The sequence below is a fragment of the Modicisalibacter luteus DSM 23508 genome (assembly GCF_000378505.1).
In the GTDB taxonomy this organism is placed as follows: Bacteria; Pseudomonadota; Gammaproteobacteria; order Pseudomonadales; family Halomonadaceae; genus Modicisalibacter; species Modicisalibacter luteus.
On sequence record NZ_KB899989.1, the window covers coordinates 485,400 to 504,661 of the forward strand.

A 19,262-nucleotide genomic window follows, 5' to 3' on the forward strand; every position below is an offset into this window, starting at 1 on the left:
TCGCCAAAGGCCTCAATTACCAAACGGCGAAGCCTTCGCTGCTACCAAGGAAACAAAACCTATCGCACAAACAGAACACGCCCTCCGAAGGGAGGGCGTGTAGGAATCTGGCGCGCCCGGGAGGATTCGAACCTCCGACCACCTGATTCGTAGTCAGGTACTCTATCCAGCTGAGCTACGGGCGCATATCAAACGTTTCTGTGAGTCATTCCGCAATTCGGAACATGACAGAGCAATACAGACGACTCTGTCATAAGCAAGATGGCGCGCCCGGGAGGATTCGAACCTCCGACCACCTGATTCGTAGTCAGGTACTCTATCCAGCTGAGCTACGGGCGCTCGATCTCATGGGCGAACCATGAACATCCTTGCTGCGTTGATGCCATTCCACAGCGTGAATGGCGGAGAGAGAGGGATTCGAACCCTCGATAGGGCTATAAACCCTATACTCCCTTAGCAGGGGAGCGCCTTCAGCCACTCGGCCATCTCTCCCTCATCAACACGGCGCGTAGGTTACCGATTCTGCTGGCTCTTGTCCACCCTCAAGCGGGAATTTTCTAAAGTGACGATGGCACCAGCCGGAATGTGTCCGAGTCCCTAGCGCTGGCCGGCCGTCTAGCGAAGCTCTGGCACCTTTGTTTTCTTGCTGTCACAACTTCCCGCTACACTTCAGCGATTACCGCTGTTGTCATCGTCACCGGATCTCTCGCGCTGAATGCGCTGATAGATCTCTTCACGATGAACTGCCACGTCCTTCGGCGCGTTGACGCCAATGCGGACCTGATTACCTTTCACACCTAGCACGGTGACAGTAACTTCGTCACCTACCATCAACGTTTCGCCAACACGGCGAGTCAGGATGAGCATGCTGATCTCCTTTCAGACTTCTTCCAACGGGGTGCACTGCGCCTACTTGAAGCCGGGCCGCGCGATTATGCGGCATGCACGACCCCATGACCAATGGCGGGCGTATGACACCTGATAGTTTCGTTGAATGAAAGGCCAATTAAGGCCTTTCGGTATCCCTACACCCCCCAGCGTAGAACGCTCGTGCAACTCTGCACCCCGTTACTCGCTTTCTACGCTGTCTTTATCCAGACCGAAGGCCTTGTGCAGGGCACGAACGGCCAATTCCATCTGCTTCTCGTCGATAACAACGGAAATCTTGATTTCCGACGTCGACACCATGCGAATATTGATGTTCTCTTCGGCCAGCGTGCGGAACATCTTGGCCGCCACGCCGGCATGGGAGCGCATGCCAACCCCGACCAGGGAGACCTTGGCAATATTATCGTCGCCACGGAGCTCGCCGCCACCGAGATCGGGAATGACCTGATCCTTGAGGATCTTCATGGTCTGCTTGTAATCGCCCTTGGCGACAGTGAACGTGAAGTCGGTGTAGTCACCCGCCGGCGCCACGTTCTGGACAATCATGTCCACTTCGATGTTGCCGTCGGCAATCGGGCCCAGAATGCGGGAGGCCACGCCCGGCACATCCGGCGTATTGAGTAGGGTCAACTTGGCTTCGTTGGCGGTAAAGGCGATGCCGGAAATGAGCGGCTCTTCCATGGAATCCTCTTCTTCATCTGATTCAGCGACGATCAGGGTACCCGGGCCGTCCTCGAAGCTGGACAGCACGCGCAGGGGCACGTTGTACTTGCCGGCAAACTCGACGGCACGGATCTGCAACACCTTGGAGCCCAGACTGGCCAGCTCAAGCATTTCTTCGACGGTGATGGTCTCGAGACGCTGCGCCTTGGAGCAGACTCGCGGGTCGGTGGTATAGACACCATCGACGTCGGTGTAGATCTGGCACTCGTCGGCCTTGAGCGCCGCTGCCAGTGCCACACCGGTAGTATCGGAGCCGCCACGGCCGAGGGTGGTGATGTTGCCTTCTTCATCGACACCCTGGAAGCCGGCGACAACGACGACCTTGCCTTCGTCGAGGTCATCACGCAGATCATTGGTCTCGATACGCTGGATGCGCGCCTTGGTATGTGCGCTATCGGTCTGGATACCGACCTGCGCCCCGGTGTAAGACGTCGCCGGCACGCCCAACTTCTGCAGGGCCATCGCCAGCAGCGAGATGGTCACCTGTTCACCGGTGGATACCAGCATATCCATCTCTCGCGGCGTCGGCTCGTCGTTGATCTGCCCGGCGAGTTCGATGAGGCGGTTGGTCTCGCCACTCATCGCCGAAACGACGACCACGACCTGGTGACCATCGTCACGAAACCGCTTGACCTTGTCGGCAACGGCCTTGATGCGCTCTACAGAGCCCACCGAGGTGCCGCCGAATTTCTGTACGTATAGCGCCATATCATGCCTATCCGTGGAGTTCGTGAATGAAAACGTCGAAACCCGAACGTCAAATACAAATAAAGGGCCGAGGCAATCTGCCAGTCGGCCCTTGATTCGATTCTAGCTCAGCTGCGACGAGACCCACTCCGGCACACTGGCCAGTGCACCGGGAAGCGCAGCCCCATCGCTGCCGCCCGCCTGGGCCATGTCGGCCCGGCCGCCTCCCTTGCCGCCGACCTGAGCCGCGACATGATTGACTAGTTCACCAGCCCTGATGCGAGAAGTCAGGTCGTCGGTTACCCCAGCGATCAGGCTGACCTTGCTACCCTCCGCGGCCCCCAGAACCAGGATGCCGGAGCCCAGCTTGTTCTTGAGCTGATCCATGAGGCCACGCAGCTCCTTGCCGGAGACACCCTCGACCTGCTTGGCCAGTACCTTGACGCCGGCAACCTCGTTGACATCGGCCAGCATGTCACTGCTCGCCGCGCTGGCGAGCTTGGCCTTGAGGCGCTCCAGCTCCTTCTCCAGGGTCCGGTTGCGTTCGATCAGCGACTCGACGCGCTCCTCGACCTGCTCGGGCTTGGCCTTGAGGCGCTCACCGAGACGAGCGAGGCTGGCCTCCTGATCGCGGAAATAATCGAGCGCACCTTCCCCGGTTACTGCCTCGATACGCCGCACGCCAGCAGCGATCCCGGTTTCGGCGAGGATGTGGAAGGCGCCGATATCGCCACTGCGGGTGACGTGAGTGCCACCGCAAAGCTCGATGGAGAAATCGTCGGTACCGATGGTCAGCACGCGCACGTCATCACCATACTTGGCTTCGAACAACGCCGCAGCTCCCCTGGCCTTGGCTTCGTCGAGCGTCATGTGCTCGATACGCGTGTCGGCGTTGGCCAGGACCTGCTGGTTGACGATGGCTTCGACTTCGGCAAGCTGCTCACGGGTCATGGCTTCGAAGTGGCTGAAGTCGAAGCGCAGGCGCTCGGCGCTAACCAGAGAGCCTTTCTGCTGGACATGATCGCCGAGAACGCGCTTGAGTGCCTCGTGAAGCAGGTGGGTCGCCGAGTGATTGCGCATGGTCGCGGCACGCAAGCTGGCATCCACGCGAGGCCGAACAGCAGCCCCCACGCTCAGGCGGCCTTCAACAACGACCCCATGATGCAAGTGATGGCCGGCCTGCTTCTGGGTATCGGTTACCTGAAAGCGTACGCCCTCGGCTTCGAGATACCCGGTATCGCCGACCTGGCCGCCCGACTCGCCGTAGAACGGGGTACGACCCAGGACGACCACGCCCTTGCTACCTTCGTCGAGTTCGGCCAGGGCATTGCCGCTTTCGTCGACCAACGCGGTGACACGCGCCTCGCCTTCCAACTGATCGTAGCCGGTGAACTCGGTCTTGCCTTCGACTTCGACGCTGGCCGTGTAGTCCGCGCCGAACTGACTAGCGGCGCGGGCTCGTTCGCGCTGCGCTTCGAGTTCGCGCTGGAAGCCCGCCTCATCCAGGGTCACGCCACGCTCGCGACAGATGTCAGCCGTCAGGTCGAACGGGAAACCATAGGTATCGTAGAGCTTGAAAACGGTCTCACCAGGCAGCGTATCGCCGTCCAACTCACTGAGCGCCGCTTCAAGTAGCCCCATGCCATGATCCAGGGTACGCGCGAATTGCTCCTCTTCCTTGAGCAGGACCTTCTCGATCTGCGCGCGAGCCTTGCGAAGTTCCGGATAGGCTTCGCCCATCTCGGCATCCAGCGCGGCAACCAGTTTATGGAAGAACGGCTCGCGGGCGCCCAGCTTGTGCCCGTGGCGGATGGCGCGACGGATGATCCGACGCAGCACGTAGCCACGACCTTCGTTGGACGGCAGCACGCCGTCGGTGATCAGGAACGCACAGGAGCGAATATGGTCGGCAATGACCCGTAGTGATGGCGTCGTGGTGTCGGCGTGGCCGATGATCTCGGCAGCGGCCTTGAGCAGGTTCTGGAACAGGTCGATCTCGTAGTTGGAGTGCACGCCCTGAAGTACCGCAGCGACACGCTCCAGCCCCATACCCGTGTCGATAGACGGCTTGGGCAGCGGGTTCAGGTTACCGGCGGCATCGCGATCGAACTGCATGAAGACCAGGTTCCAGATCTCGATGTAGCGATCGCCATCCTCGTCCGGGCTGCCGGGAGGACCGCCGAAGACGTCGGGACCATGATCGAAGAAGATTTCCGAGGACGGACCGCAGGGGCCGGTGTCGCCCATCTGCCAGAAGTTGTCCTCGTCGAGCCTGGAAAAGCGCTCGGGATCGATGCCGATCTCTTCTTTCCAGATCTTCTCGGCCTCATCGTCGCTGACATGCACCGTGACCCACAGCTTCTCGGCCGGCAGCCCCAGGCGCTCGGTAAGAAACGTCCAGGCGAAGCGAATGGCATCGCGCTTGAAGTAATCACCGAAGCTGAAGTTGCCCAGCATTTCGAAAAACGTGTGATGCCGCGCGGTATAGCCGACGTTATCGAGATCGTTGTGCTTTCCGCCCGCACGCACGCAACGCTGCGACGATGTTGCGCGCACATAGGGGCGCGGGTCGCGGCCCAGGAAGACGTCCTTGAACGGCACCATGCCGGCATTGGTGAACAGCAGGGTCGGATCGTTACCCGGCACCAGCGAGCTAGACGGAACGATGGTGTGCCCTTGCTCTTCGAAGAAGGTCAAAAAGGCCTGTCTGATGTCTGCGCTTTTCATAGAAAACCCGTGGAAGTGAGCGTTTGGGCGCTGCGGGCGAGCGGTCACCACCCAGCACTTGGGTAGCCGATGGCTTGGCGTTAACGAAAAGGCGCCACCCGGGGCCGTAACAAGGCGCATTAGTATAACGCACTTGTCAAGCGACTAAAGGGGCAAAAGGGAATGGAGGGAACTAGGGGGAATCCCAGGCATGCGCCAGCGCATGGCGCACCTGGTCAAAATCGAAGCCACGCCCGGCCAGGAAGCGTTCCCGCCGGGCGCGCTCACGAGGACCCTCGCCAGGGCCGGAGAAGCGCTTGGCCAAGGTTTCGCAAGCCAGCGTGAACCAGTCCACCGCCTCACGAGATTGGGCCTCGTCGAAAGCCTGCCGGGCCTGCTCGGTGGCAATGCCACGCTCGCCAAGCTCGGCCCGGATCTTGAGTGGGCCCTGTCCGCGAGCAATACGAGAACGCACAAAGACTTCGGCAAAGCGCTCGTCGGATTGCAACCCTTCTGCGGCCAGCGCGTCGAGGGTTTGCTCGATGTCAGCGGATGCATGCCCCTTGGCGCGCAGGCGGCGCTCCAGCTCGGCGCGAGCATACTCGCGCCGAGCCAGCAGGCGAATGGCATCGTCGCGTGGCGAGCTTTCCTGGGCCGTGGAAGGACCGGACATGACGGATGTTACAGCAGCGTGTCGTCGTTATCGTCGTCGATGGCTGCCGCTTCCTGTTCCGGCTCACCGTCCTTGGCCTTGGGCTCGACCGTAGTCAGCAGCTGGGCGCGGATCTGGCTCTCGATCTCTTCCATGATCGCCGGGTTGTCCTCGAGGAACTGGGCCGCATTGGCCTTGCCCTGGCCGATCTTGTTGCCCTGATAGCTGTACCAGGCACCCGCCTTGTCGACCAGCTTGCACTGCACGCCCAGATCGACCACCTCGCCGGCATGGTAGATACCCTTGCCGTAGAGGATCTGGAACTCGGCCTGCCGGAACGGCGGGGCCACCTTGTTCTTGACGACCTTGACGCGGGTTTCGTTACCGGTCACCTCGTCGCCCTGCTTGACCGAACCTGTACGGCGGATGTCGAGGCGCACACTGGAGTAGAACTTGAGCGCGTTACCGCCAGTAGTGGTTTCGGGGCTACCGAACATCACGCCGATCTTCATGCGGATCTGGTTGATGAACACCACCATGCAGTTGGCGTTCTTGATGTTGCCGGTGATCTTGCGCAGCGCCTGGGACATCAGGCGGGCCTGCAGGCCGACGTGGGAGTCACCCATCTCGCCCTCGATCTCGGCACGCGGCGTCAGTGCGGCCACCGAGTCGATAATGATCACGTCGACCCCGCCGGAGCGAACCAGCATGTCGCAGATTTCCAGTGCCTGTTCGCCGGTATCCGGCTGCGAAACCAGCAGATCGTCGAGGTTGACGCCCAGCTTCTCGGCGTAACTCGGATCGAGGGCGTGCTCGGCATCGATGAAGGCGCAGGTCTTGCCCTGTTTCTGGGCCTGAGCGATGACCGACAGTGTCAGCGTGGTCTTGCCCGAGGATTCCGGCCCGAAGATCTCGACGACGCGGCCCAGCGGCAGACCGCCGATGCCCAGGGCAATATCCAGACCCAGCGAGCCGGTGGAAATCGACGGCATCGTCACGCGGGGCGTATCGCCCAGGCGCATCACGGTGCCCTTGCCAAACTGACGCTCGATCTGCGAGAGCGCCGCGTTGAGCGCTTTGGAACGGTTATCGTCCTGTGCCATGAATGTCTCCTGATAGCACGTGTAGGTTGGCGCGATACCCGGTTCTGGGCTCGCATCGCCAGCGTCGACTGGCTTAACCAATCACTGTATGGCTAGACAGTATTATGACGAAAAATTCGTCACTCGCCTACTCCCCGGCGAGGATAATTCTGCTCCATCAAGAACCGCTCACACCTCTTCCAGCCAGCGGACCAGTCCTTCTAGAGCCACATGTACCGCCTGCTCGCGAACCGCTCGACGGTCCCCGTCGAAGCGCAGACATTCGGCATGCTGCGCCTGGGCACTCCCCCAGGCAAACCAGACCGTCCCCACCGGCTTTTCCTCGCTGCCACCGCCGGGCCCGGCCACGCCGCTGATAGCCACGCCAACATCGGCTCCGCTCTCGCGGCAGGCTCCGGCGACCATCGCCATCACCGTCTCGCGACTGACGGCCCCGTGAACATCGAGGATCGTTTTCGGCACGCCAAGCAGGCGAGTCTTGGCGGTGTTCGAGTAGGTCACGTAGCCCGTCTCGAAATAGCCCGAGCTTCCGGCAATGTCGGTGATCGTACTGGCCACGCCGCCGCCAGTACACGATTCGGCAGTGGTCACCGACAGGCGCCGGGCCAGGCAAGCTTGCTGCAGTCGCTCGCTGAGGGTTTGCAGCTCGGATTCGTTCGCAGTATCGCTCCGGGTCACACGGTTTCCTCGTCGGTCAGAACCAAAGGCAAGCAGCTTAACAGAAGCCACATGCTACGCATTCAGCCTTCAGGCGCCGCCTTCTTCGTCAGCGATTCGTCGAGCACCTGCTGGCACCCCGGCCCGGTCCCCTCTCCCAAGCCCGGTTCTACCCAGGGGAGTATGGCCAGCGGAGGCGCCACCAAGGCTCCCAGGACGGACAGCACACCGCGCGCGACCAGCTCACGAGACACTACATCCACTTGCGGGCTAGTGATGGCACCCTGCAGCTTGACCGGCGAATCGGAGGCCGGCAGGCTGGGATCTTTGGGGTGCGCCTCGAAAACAAGATCAAACCGCTCGTGATCCAGGTCGATCTCTCCTCCCCCGGTGATATTCGAGTCGCTAGTGTTGATATAGAACTGCTCGACTGCGGCAATACCGCTGTCGGCATCGAGCCGGGTATAGGCACACTGCATGGGGATCCGGTCTGCATCCGCCAGCGCAGCAGCAAGTGCTTCGCTGACATCGAGCCCCAGCGCCTCTATGAGCAGCATGTCCAGGCGGCCACCGGACATGGCCAGCTCCAAGCGGCCACCCAGGCTGGCCATCACCTCGTCCATCGAGCCACCGACAAAGCGGACCGCACCCTCTCCACCGATGGTTCCGGCGGAATCCTCGGCAATCTCGGGCACACCAGCACGACGCAGCACCGGCTTGAGATTGACCCGCCGGATAGCCAGCTCAAGCCTGCCATCCAGCGCTTGGCCATGCGCATCCAGTCGCAGCTGGGCGACGACCGTACCGCCCCCGAGCCCCATGCGCAGCGGCTCGAGCGTCAGCACGCCTTCCTCCAAGGATAGGTCCATCGACACTTTGGTCAGCGGGACATACTCGGAGTCGACGTTATCCGCAGTATAGCGAACCTCCGCGTCCATCCTGCGCAGCCCTTCGAGATCCCACTCACGATCGGAGAATAGCCCTTGCCGGCCTTCTTCCTGCCGAGCCCACGCCTGCTGAGTGGGGGAAGCGGTTTCTCCGCCTTCCGTCTCAGGTGCACTGCCGGTGAGTGGCGACAAATCATCGAGGTCCAATCGCTGCGAATTCAGGGTCGCCCAGAGCATGTTGCGCTGGCCCAGGCGCAGGCGAACGTCGCCGCTGACGTCGCTGTTACCAAAGGTGCCATCCAGGTTGAGAAAACGAACCAGATCGTCCCTGACACGCAACTCCCCTTGCAGCTCGTAAGGCGGCAAGGCGGGTAAGTTCAGCCCCGTCAAATCGTTAAGGCGGGCTGGGTTGGGGCCCGAGAGCTGGAACGAGGCCTGAATACGACCGAGCTCCAGCGGTTTTTCGATCGTTCCATCCACATACAATGCTGACTGGCCAGAGGTAATCCGTCCCCGTACAGGATAGGGCTTGCCGGGATTGCGCAGGTTGAGTAGCGGCCCGACTTCCAGATCATATTCGAAGGATTCTCCATTGTGTTGCCCGTAGCCCCGAAGATGGACGCCAGGCACCGAGGTTCCTTCAAGGTTAATGGAATCGGTATTCACATGCAGGAACAGATCTTGCGAGGGGAGCCGATAGTCGAGCGAAGTATCATCCGCCACCAGTTCGCCGTCCTCGAGGCGGACATGCAGTTGGCCGTCCAATGTGCCCAGATCACTATTACCCAACGGCGCCAATGCTTCCCCCAGGTCAAACCGGGCCAGCTGCGCATCGATGTCGCCGCTCAATGTCTGCGGCTGGATGGTCAGGACGCCCTGGGCCGTCAGCGCTCCTTGGTCCTGCTCCAGATGCAGGTTCTGCACATCCAGCCGGCCCGCTTCAAGACTGCCCTTCAGCGCCACGTTGCGCAGCTGGGCGTCGCCGTAGCTCAGCCGGCCTATCGACAGGTCGGCCTGCGCATTGAAGTGACGCAGCGGCTCGAGCCCTTCCGCCAGGCTGCGATCCCAAGCAGCATCCGGGCCGGGCTCGTTAGCCTCCTGAGATATTTTTTCATCGCCATCTTGAGTCACACCCAGTTGGGCCAGGTCCAAATGGTCGATATCGAGCTGCGCGTCGATCATCGGGCGGTTGCCCTTCGCCGCGGCGTTAGCGGGCAATTGAACGCCAATCTTTCCGTCCCAGGTGCCCAGTCCTGCGTAGCCCAGTGGGGCCAGCGCCTGATCCATGTCGACTTGGGAAAGCTGCGCCTCGATGTCGACTATCAGAGTCTTCTCGCGAATGCCCACCTGGCCCTGAGCGGTCAGCTCGCCCTGGTTCTGGGTAGCATGCAGACGTTGAACGTCTAGCTTGCCTGACTCGAGGCTACCTTTGAGCGCCACATCGCTGAGCTGGGAATCGCCGTAGCTCAGCCGATCGACCGACAGGTCAACCTTGGCATCGACTCGACGCAGGGGAGCAAGCTGTCGTGCCAGCTTGCGATCCCACGCGGTCTCTTCCTGCGTGGCATCCGATGACCGAGCTTCGCTGTCCTGCGACAGAATACCGAGCTGCGCCAGGTTGAGATGCCCGATATCGAGTTGAGCGTTGACCTGAGGGCGCTTGCCCTGCGATGCCGCATCGGCCGGTAGCGATAAGCCGACCGTTCCGTCCCAGGTTCCTAGCCCGTCATAGCCGAACGGCGCCAACGCCCTGCCCATGTCTACGCGGGAAAGCTGTGCTTCGATATCGGCAGCCAGCGTCTTCTCTCGAATATCGATCTTGCCCTGTGCATTCAGCTCGCCTTGGCCCTGAGGCTGGTCCTGAGCGGCGTGAAGGCGCTGGATGGTCAGGGTTCCTTGGCTCAGAGAGCCTTTCAGCGTCACATCATTCAACCCTGTGTCGCCATAGACGAGGCGATCAACCGCCAGATCGAACCGCGCATCGAAAGCCTGCAATGGCGCGAGCTTTTGCGCTAGCTGCTGGTCCCATGGCACTGATTGATCGGAGGCATTCTCCCTGTCCGCCTGCACTTGTTCATCAGCACCGGGCAGGCCCCAGCGAGACAGGTTGAGCCGGTCGGCCTGGAGTCGGGCGTTGATCTTGGGGCTTTCGCCAGCCAGGGCGACGCTGACCGAGCCCTGCACATGGGTATCGCCCAACTGGGCCGTGGCGTTCTGCAGCGACCACTGCTGATCCTGATGACTGATCTGACCGTGCAGCTCGAGCAAAGGCAACTCAAGCGAGGGACGCCCGAGCATTTTAGCCAGGTCCGCTTTCTGCGGTGCGGAAACGGTCAATTGTCCTTCTAGACTGGTGGGCTGGGAGACATCGCGAAGCCGACCATCGAAGCTTGCCTGCAACTGGCCGAGATGGCCCTGTAGCGTGACGGGATACGTATTGGCATTGTTACTCGTCAAGGCCTTGGAGGGAGCGCCGCCGTGGCCAGTGAGTTCGAGCGGCAGGCCTTGGAATGTCCCCTGCGCCTCAACCATGAGTTCACGAGCGCTACTGCCACTGCGGGTATGGAAATCAATACTAAGATCCGCGTCCAAGTTAGGGTCCCGGTAGGTCAGGTGGCCGTCGGCGACCTTGATGACGTCGGGGCTGATACCAAGCCCACCGCCACTGCTCTGCTGGACTTTATTACCGACCAGGCTATCCCAGTTCGAGGTGCCATCCTCGCGCTTGGCGAGATGAATTATCGGCTGGTTCAATCCGAGCCGTTGCAGTTCAAGCTGCCCCGTCACCAACGCACCGGGATTTATCGCAACATCCAGCGCCTCAATATTCAGCATCCGGTCATGTGGCGCCCAATCAGGGTTGGCGACGGTAATGTTCTCGAGATGCACCGTCAGCGGCCAGCCCCAACCGATATCCAGACTGCCTATCTCGACTTGGCGCCCATTCAGGCGCTGGCTGACCTGGCCCTCCAGCCATCCGCGAGCCCACTGTGATTCGAGGAGGAGCATGCCAGCCACCAGTAACACCACGATGCAGGCCAGCGACACGAGAATACGTCGAGCTGCCTTAGCCACGTCCACTCCCTGGTTCAGTTACCTGCGCGTCAAGCACCCTGCGACTTTCTTCCGTGTTTAAAAAGCGCATAAATACGAGCGTAGACGACATATCCCTGGCGGATAGGTGCATGTCGGCCTGTCGACCCCCGACCGGACTGCGATAGAATGTCCACCCAGCAAACGCCCCAGGGCGACCCGCCCACTGTTACCCGGGAAATGCGAAGCTCATGCAAGACGCGGTCGAGACGAAAAGTCCCCAGCACACCCCCATGATGGCGCAATATTTGAAGATCAAGCGCGAGCACCCCGACGTGCTGCTCTTCTATCGCATGGGTGACTTCTATGAGCTGTTCTACGACGACGCCCGTCGTGCCGCACAATTACTCGACATCACGCTGACCCAGCGAGGCCAGTCCGGCGGCAAGCCGATTCCCATGGCCGGCGTGCCGTATCACAGCGCCGAAGGTTACCTGGCGCGGCTAGTGCGTGCCGGTGAATCCGTAGCGATCTGCGAGCAGATTGGCGACCCGGCCACCAGCAAGGGTCCGGTGGAGCGCAAGGTGGTGCGCATCGTCACGCCCGGCACGCTGCATGACGAGGCGCTGCTCGACGCGAAACGCGACAATCTTCTCCTCGCCCTGCACTGCCAGGGTGAGCGCTGGGGCCTGGCCTGGCTCGAACTGTCCAGTGGCCACTTCAATGTCCTTGAGGTCGACGGCGAGGCGGACATGCTCGCCGAGGTGCACCGTCTGGCGCCGGCGGAGCTGTTGATCGCCGATGGGCTCAAGCTGGCGCCGGCCCTGTCCGAACGTGCCGGACTCAAGCGTCAGAGCGAATGGCTCTTTGATCTGGAAACCTCGAATCGTCTGCTTTGCGATCAGTTCGGCGTGGCTGACCTGCGGGGTTTCGGCTGCGCCCACCTGGAATGCGCCATCACGGCTGCTGGGGTGCTGGTCGACTACGCCCGCGACACCCAGCGCTCGCGTCTGCCCCATGTCATTGCCCTGGGCGTGGAGAGCCGCGACGATGCGGTGGTCATCGATGCTGCCAGCCGCCGTAATCTGGAGATCGACACCAACCTCGGTGGGACCGGCGACAACACCCTGGCCAGCGTGCTCGACACTACTGCCACGGCGATGGGCTCGCGCCTGCTCAAGCGCTGGCTCAACCGACCGCTACGCAACCGCGAGCAAGTCGCTGCACGCCAGGCCGCCGTGCAGCTATTGCTGGCCCAGGAGGGCTTCATTTCGCTGCGCGACATGCTAAAGCAGATCGGCGATGTGGAACGCATTCTGGCGCGCGTCGCCCTGCGCAGTGCAAGGCCGCGCGACCTGGCGCGCCTGCGCGATGCACTCAATGCCTTGCCGACGCTGCAGCAGGAGCTGGCCGCACTCGACGAAGGCACCGCTCTCGACGAGCTGCGACGCCATATTCGTCCCTACCCCGAGCTGGCCGAAACGTTGACCCGGGCGCTGGTCGACAACCCGCCCGTGGTGATCCGCGACGGTGGCGTGATCGCCGAAGGCTTCGACGATGAACTCGACGAATATCGCGGCCTGGCCGAACATGCCGGGGATTACCTGGTCAAGCTGGAGATACGGGAGCGCGAGCGTACCGGCCTGGCCGGACTAAAGGTCGGCTATAACCGGGTGCATGGCTACTTTATCGAGATTCCCCGCGCCCAGGCCCGCGAGGCGCCGGCCGACTATATCCGCCGACAGACCCTGAAGAACGCTGAACGCTTCATCATACCCGAGCTCAAGGAGTTCGAGGACAAGGCGTTGTCGGCCAAATCGCGCGCCCTGGCGCGGGAAAAACTGCTCTATGAGAGCCTGCTGGACACGCTTAACGCCGAACTCGATGCCCTGCAGGGCACCGGACGTTCGTTGGCTGCGCTCGACGTGCTGGCGGCCTTCGCCGAGCGCGCCCAGGCCCTGGATTTCGTGCGCCCACAGCTGCTCGACTCACCGGGATTGTGCATCGAGGGTGGGCGTCACCCTGTTGTCGAACACGTCAGCGACCGACCGTTCGTGCCCAACGACCTGCGGCTCGACCCGAGCCGCCATATGCTGGTGATTACCGGGCCCAACATGGGCGGCAAATCCACCTACATGCGCCAGGCCGCACTGATCGCGCTACTCGCTCACTGCGGCAGTTTCGTGCCCGCCGACCGCGCCGAGATCGGTCCGCTGGATCGTATTTTCACGCGCATCGGTTCCAGCGACGACCTGGCGGGCGGCCGTTCGACCTTCATGGTCGAGATGACCGAGACCGCCAGCATCCTGCACAACGCTACCCATCAGAGCCTGGTGCTGATGGACGAGATCGGACGCGGCACCAGCACCTTCGATGGCTTGTCGCTGGCCTGGGCCAGTGCCGAGCATCTGGCGCGGGTGAAGGCTTTTACACTATTCGCCACACACTATTTCGAGATGACCGCGTTGGCCGAACAGATGGAAGGGGTGGTCAACGTTCATCTGACAGCGGCCGAGCATCGAGACGGCATTGTCTTCATGCACCGAGTCGAGGATGGGCCGGCCAGCCAGAGCTACGGCTTGCAGGTGGCGCAGCTGGCCGGAGTGCCGCAGGCGGTGATTGCCCGGGCCCGCGAGAAGTTGGCGGGTCTCGAGCAGCAGGAAGTTGACCAGGGTCAGCGTAAGTCTGGCCATAGTGAGGCGACGGCCAGCTCGGCTCCGCAGCAACCCGACCTGTTCGCTAGCGCCCCCCACCCCGTTGTAGAGGAACTGACTGGGCTTGCACTCGACGAACTGACCCCGCGTCAGGCACTGGAGCTGCTTTACCGTTGGCGTGAAAACGTCTAGGCGTATAAGGAGATACAGGCTATTTCCTCATGCCCAAACGATCATAACGCTCGCTTGCCGATGGATAGGCGGGGCCTCTAGAATGGCCCCCATTTTAGAATTAGGCCTTATATAGGCTCTAACGCTTATAACCTAGCTGATGAGGTCCCGGCGCCCGCCGCACCGGAACACCAAGATTGAGGGAGACACCCCATGACGTTCGTCGTCACCGAAAACTGCATTCGCTGCAAGTACACCGATTGCGTCGAGGTCTGTCCGGTCGACTGTTTCTACGAAGGGCCGAATTTCCTGGTCATTCATCCCGATGAATGTATCGATTGCGCCCTGTGCGAGCCGGAATGCCCCGCCGAGGCCATCTTTTCGGAAGATGAGCTGCCGGACAATCAGCAGGAATTCATCGAGATCAACGCCGAGCTTTCGGAAGTCTGGCCCAATATCACCGAGAAAAAGGATCCCCTGCCAGAAGCCGAGGAATGGGACGGCAAGTCCGGCAAGCTGGAATATCTCGAGCGCTAACCGGCTCGCATCCATTCTACTTCCAGAGCGCTACCCAACGAGCGCTCTGGATGCGCATCGCACAACGCGCAGACGTAAAAAAGGCGGCCTGTAGGCCGCCTGCTTCCATCCATGTTGTCCTTGGACATACCTTTTGTCCGAATCCTCTGGCACTCGTCCCTGTTCAGAAGCCACCTCTCTGCAGCACCGAACGAGCCTTAGACTGTATCCCGTAGCATCCTGCCAGTAGCGGGCGAACCCACTTCCCAAATCCCGAGAGTATTGTCGCAACCTCGCGGGCTGCCGCAAAGGGGTGCCTCAACCGGCATCTGGCTCCCAGCATATATCCGCTAGATTTTATTACTTATAAAACAGCATGTTACGCCAAAACCTTTAGATAATGCGCTCTTTGCTGGCAGCTTTCGTCTACAAAAACGCCCCCAAGTTGTAGGCAATTTCCTACAAGATTTGGAGAGATTGTTGTCCGAAAAAAGTATTACTCGAGACAGGCGAGGAAGGAGGGTGCGAGGGGACAGACAGGGGGAATGACGCAGCGGCGCCGGATTCACCGGCGCCGCTGTTTCTGGGGCAGATAACTCAGCCTTGACCCTTGATGGCCTTGAGGCCGGGATAGACAGCCTTGTCACCAAGCTCCTGCTCGATGACCAGCAGGCGGTTGTACTTGGCGATGCGGTCTGAGCGACTCAGCGAGCCAGTCTTGATCTGCCCGGCGGAGGTCGCCACGGCCAGGTCGGCGATAGTGGTGTCCTCGGTTTCGCCGCTACGGTGAGAAATCACTGCGGTGAAACCGGCGTCCTGGGCCATCTTGATGGCATCCAAGGTCTCGGACAGCGAGCCGATCTGGTTGAACTTGATCAGGATCGAGTTACCGATGGACTCGTCGATACCGCGTTTGAGAATGCGGGTGTTGGTCACGAACAGATCATCCCCGACCAACTGCACACGATCGCCGAGCTTTTCGGTCAGTAGCTTCCAGCCGTCCCAGTCGGACTCGTCCATGCCATCCTCGATGGAGACGATCGGGTACTGCGACACCAACTCGGCCAGGTAATCGACGAATCCGGCCGCGTCATAGCGTTTTCCTTCACCGGCCAGATTGTACTCGCCCCCCTCGTAGAACTCGGAGGAGGCGCAATCGAGCGCCAGGGTGATGTCCTTACCCAGTGTATAGCCGGCATCGGAAATCGCCTGCTTGATGACCGCCAGCGCCTCGGCATTGGAGTCCAGATTGGGGGCGAAACCGCCTTCGTCGCCCACCGAGGTGGCCAGCCCCCGAGAGGACAGCACCTTCTTCAGTGAGTGGAATACCTCGGCCCCCATGCGTAGCGCTTCACGAAAGGTCGGTGCACCCACGGGCTGGATCATGAACTCCTGCATGTCGACGTTATTGTCGGCATGCTCCCCACCGTTGATGATGTTCATCATAGGCACCGGCATGGTGTACTTGCCGGGCTGGCCGTAGAGCTCGGCGATATGCGCGTAAAGAGGCACGCCTTTCTCGGCGGCGGCAGCCTTGGCGGCGGCTAGCGATACTGCGAGGATGGCATTGGCGCCGAGGTTCGCCTTGTTGTCGGTACCGTCGAGTTCGAGCATGGCCTTGTCAAGCGCGCGCTGATCGTTGGCATCCATGCCCTTCAGACGATCGCAGATCTTGCCATTGACGGCCTCGACCGCCTTGAGCACGCCCTTGCCCAGATAGCGCGCCTTGTCGCCGTCACGCAGTTCCAGCGCCTCACGGGAACCGGTGGATGCGCCGGACGGGGCGCAGGCGCTGCCATGCGCACCACTGGCAAGATAAACATCAGCCTGCACGGTCGGATTGCCACGCGAGTCGAGGACTTCGAGAGCGCGAATATCGACGATTTCTGCCATATCGTATCTTCCTTAATCGGTTGTGGTTGGGCAAAGTCGCGTTATTGAACTTGAACTTCCGGGAAGCCCTTGACCAGCGTGTCGAGCTGCTTCAACTGGCTGAGGAACGGCTCGAGCTTATCCAGCGGAAGGGCGCTAGGGCCATCGCACAACGCCTTGTCCGGATCGGGGTGCGCTTCCAGGAACAGCCCGGCCAGCCCCACCGCAACACCAGCACGAGCCAGCTCGAAGACTTGCGCGCGGCGTCCGTCGGCGCTGTCGCCACGTCCACCTGGGCGCTGCAACGAGTGGGTGACGTCGAAGATCACTGGATAACCGGTCTGCTTCATCTCGCCGAAACCGAGCATATCGACGACAAGGTTGTTATAGCCGAAGCTTGAGCCGCGTTCGCAGAGAATGATTCGATCGTTGCCTGCCTCGCGGCACTTGGCAATGATGTGACGCATTTCATGTGGAGCGACGAATTGCGGCTTCTTGACATTGATCACAGCGCCGGTGGCGGCCATGGCGACCACCAGGTCGGTCTGGCGGGCGAGGAAAGCTGGCAACTGGATGACGTCTGCGACCTCGGCCACCGGCGCTGCCTGCCAAGGCTCATGAACATCGGTGATTACCGGCACGTCGAAGCGCGACTTGACCTCGTCGAGGATCGCCAGCCCCTTGTCCAATCCCGGGCCGCGGTAGGAATGGATGGAGCTGCGGTTGGCCTTGTCGAAACTGGCCTTGAATACGTAGGGGATGCCCAGCCGTGTGCAGACGTCGACATAGGTCTCAGCGACCTCGAGCGCCATCTCGCGGGACTCCAGTACATTCATACCGCCAAACAGCATCAGCGGCAATGAATTGCCGGCCCTGAGGCCGGCAAACTCGATGTTGCGTTGGGATTCTGCCATAACGTCGCTCCTGCGTGGCAATCGACCGATCCTAGCCCTGGGTCTGGGCGCGCGAACGAGCCGCCTTGTGTTCCAGTGCCGCGTTTACGAACCCCGAGAACAGCGGATGGCCGTCACGCGGGGTAGAGGTGAATTCGGGGTGGAACTGGCAGGCCACGAACCACGGGTGGTCTGGCAACTCGACCATCTCCACGAGGGAATTGTCGACGCTCTTGCCCGAGATCACCAAGCCGGCCTGTTCGAGGTCGTCGACGAACTGGTTGTTGACCTCGAAGCGATGGCGATGGCGCTCGGTGATATCTTCCAGACCATAGGCCTGATGCGCCTTGGAGCCCGTCTTGAGGTGACAGACCTGCCCGCCCAGGCGCATGGTGCCGCCCAGGTCAGCCGCCGCGTCGCGCAGCTCGATCTTGCCCTCGGCATTGACCCATTCAGTGATCAGGCCGACCACCGGGTGACGGGTGTCGTGAGTGAACTCGGTGGAGTTGGCATCCTCCCAGCCGACCACGTTGCGCGCGTACTCGATCACCGCCACTTGCATGCCCAGACAGATGCCCAGATACGGGACGCCCTGCTCGCGTGCGTAGCGGGCTGTCATGATCTTGCCTTCCACGCCACGCTCGCCGAACCCGCCAGGCACCAGGATCGCATCCTTGCCGGCCAGCCGCTCGGTACCGTGACGCTCGATGATTTCGGCATCGATGTAGTCGATGTTGATCTTGACCCGCGACTGGATACCAGCGTGTATCAGCGCCTCGTTAAGTGACTTGTAGGCATCGAGCAGATCCATGTACTTGCCGACCATGGCGATGTTGATCGACTTGAGCGGATTGAGCTTGGCATCGAGAACACGGATCCACTCGGACAGGTCAGCCGGCGGTGCATCGAGACGCAGCTTGTCGCAGACGATCTCGTCGAGGCCGAACTCGTGCAGCATCAACGGGATGCGGTAAATGGTATCGGCATCCTGCAACGGCACGACGGCACGCTCTTCAACGTTGGTAAACAAAGCGATCTTGCGTCGCTCGGTCTCCTCGAGTTCCACCTCGCTGCGGCAGATGAGAATGTCGGGCTGGATACCGATCGAACGCAGCTCCTTGACGCTGTGCTGAGTCGGCTTGGTCTTGGTCTCGCCGGCAGTCTTGATGTAAGGCACCAGGGTCAGGTGCATGAAGATCGCCCGATTGGCCCCCACCTCGCTGCGCAGCTGACGGATCGATTCGAGGAACGGCAGCGACTCGATGTCGCCTACCGTGCCCCCGATTTCCACCAGCGCCACGTCGTAGCCATCACCACCCTCGATCACCCGGCGCTTGATCTCGTCGGTGATATGCGGGATCACCTGTACCGTACCGCCCAGATAATCGCCACGCCGCTCCTTGCGCAGCACGTGCTCGTAGACACGCCCAGTGGTGAAGTTGTTGCCCTGGGTCATCTTGGTGCGTATGAAACGCTCGTAGTGGCCCAAGTCGAGGTCAGTTTCCGCGCCATCTTCGGTGACGAAGACCTCGCCGTGCTGGAACGGGCTCATGGTGCCCGGATCGACGTTGATGTACGGATCCAGCTTGAGGATGGTGACCTTGAGGCCACGCGCCTCGAGAATCGCCGCCAGCGAGGCCGACGCAATGCCCTTGCCGAGAGAGGACACAACGCCGCCGGTCACGAAGATATATCGTGTCATGGAAAACCTGTCGAATCTGAACGGAAAGCCCTGGAGGGAGCCGGGCCTGGATGGGACGCCAGAATAGCAGATTCGACCGGGTCGCTCAATTTTGCGCCCGGCCTTCGTGCCTTGCTGA

The 19,262-nt window shown here is 61.2% G+C and carries 12 protein-coding genes and 3 tRNA genes; 2 read left to right on the forward strand and 13 right to left on the reverse strand.

Annotated features, from left to right (window positions below; translation table 11 throughout):
- Positions 1-108: 108 nt before the first annotated feature.
- The 10 genes from F568_RS0102275 to F568_RS0102320 all read right to left on the reverse strand — a co-directional run bounded on the left by F568_RS0102275 (position 109) and on the right by F568_RS0102320 (position 11,378).
- Positions 109-185, reverse strand: a tRNA-Arg gene (locus F568_RS0102275).
- A 77-nt stretch (positions 186-262) separates the two neighbouring features.
- Positions 263-339, reverse strand: a tRNA-Arg gene (locus F568_RS0102280).
- Positions 340-399: 60 nt separating this feature from the next.
- Positions 400-492, reverse strand: a tRNA-Ser gene (locus tag F568_RS0102285).
- A 177-nt stretch (positions 493-669) separates the two neighbouring features.
- On the reverse strand, positions 670-867 hold the full coding sequence (csrA, locus tag F568_RS0102290) for a carbon storage regulator CsrA (protein WP_019017079.1): 198 nt from the start codon (positions 865-867) through the stop codon (positions 670-672).
- A 201-nt stretch (positions 868-1,068) separates the two neighbouring features.
- Positions 1,069-2,319: an aspartate kinase gene (locus F568_RS0102295; RefSeq protein ID WP_019017080.1), complete on the reverse strand. Its 1,251-nt coding sequence runs from the start codon at positions 2,317-2,319 to the stop codon at positions 1,069-1,071.
- Between the two features lie 102 nt (positions 2,320-2,421).
- Positions 2,422-5,025, reverse strand: a complete 2,604-nt coding sequence (gene alaS / locus F568_RS0102300) for an alanine--tRNA ligase (RefSeq protein ID WP_019017081.1) — start codon at positions 5,023-5,025, stop codon at positions 2,422-2,424.
- Positions 5,026-5,197: 172 nt separating this feature from the next.
- Positions 5,198-5,677: a regulatory protein RecX gene (locus F568_RS0102305; protein WP_019017082.1), complete on the reverse strand. Its 480-nt coding sequence runs from the start codon at positions 5,675-5,677 to the stop codon at positions 5,198-5,200.
- Between the two features lie 8 nt (positions 5,678-5,685).
- Positions 5,686-6,759, reverse strand: a complete 1,074-nt coding sequence (gene recA, locus F568_RS0102310) for a recombinase RecA (protein WP_019017083.1) — start codon at positions 6,757-6,759, stop codon at positions 5,686-5,688.
- A 168-nt stretch (positions 6,760-6,927) separates the two neighbouring features.
- The gene (locus F568_RS0102315) at positions 6,928-7,437 is read right to left on the reverse strand and encodes a CinA family protein (protein ID WP_019017084.1); all 510 of its coding nucleotides are present in this window, start codon (positions 7,435-7,437) and stop codon (positions 6,928-6,930) included.
- Positions 7,438-7,499: 62 nt separating this feature from the next.
- Positions 7,500-11,378, reverse strand: a complete 3,879-nt coding sequence (locus F568_RS0102320) for an AsmA family protein (RefSeq protein ID WP_026300279.1) — start codon at positions 11,376-11,378, stop codon at positions 7,500-7,502.
- 209 nt (positions 11,379-11,587) lie between these two features.
- On the opposite strand from F568_RS0102320, the gene mutS reads away from it, so the two are divergent.
- On the forward strand, positions 11,588-14,182 hold the full coding sequence (mutS, locus tag F568_RS0102325; protein ID WP_019017085.1) for a DNA mismatch repair protein MutS: 2,595 nt from the start codon (positions 11,588-11,590) through the stop codon (positions 14,180-14,182).
- 192 nt (positions 14,183-14,374) lie between these two features.
- Positions 14,375-14,698 carry a ferredoxin FdxA gene (gene fdxA, locus F568_RS0102330; protein ID WP_019017086.1) on the forward strand — a complete coding sequence of 108 codons (324 nt, stop codon included), beginning with the start codon at positions 14,375-14,377 and terminating at the stop codon, positions 14,696-14,698.
- Between the two features lie 576 nt (positions 14,699-15,274).
- Here the strand turns inward: fdxA and eno are convergent.
- The 3 genes from eno to pyrG are packed head-to-tail and all read right to left on the reverse strand — an operon-like array spanning position 15,275 to position 19,144.
- Positions 15,275-16,570, reverse strand: coding sequence for a phosphopyruvate hydratase (gene eno, locus F568_RS0102335; protein ID WP_019017087.1), 1,296 nt, complete (start codon positions 16,568-16,570; stop codon positions 15,275-15,277).
- 41 nt (positions 16,571-16,611) lie between these two features.
- Positions 16,612-17,463, reverse strand: a complete 852-nt coding sequence (kdsA, locus tag F568_RS0102340) for a 3-deoxy-8-phosphooctulonate synthase (protein WP_019017088.1) — start codon at positions 17,461-17,463, stop codon at positions 16,612-16,614.
- Between the two features lie 31 nt (positions 17,464-17,494).
- Positions 17,495-19,144 carry a CTP synthase gene (gene pyrG / locus F568_RS0102345; RefSeq protein ID WP_019017089.1) on the reverse strand — a complete coding sequence of 550 codons (1,650 nt, stop codon included), beginning with the start codon at positions 19,142-19,144 and terminating at the stop codon, positions 17,495-17,497.
- Positions 19,145-19,262: the final 118 nt, after the last annotated feature.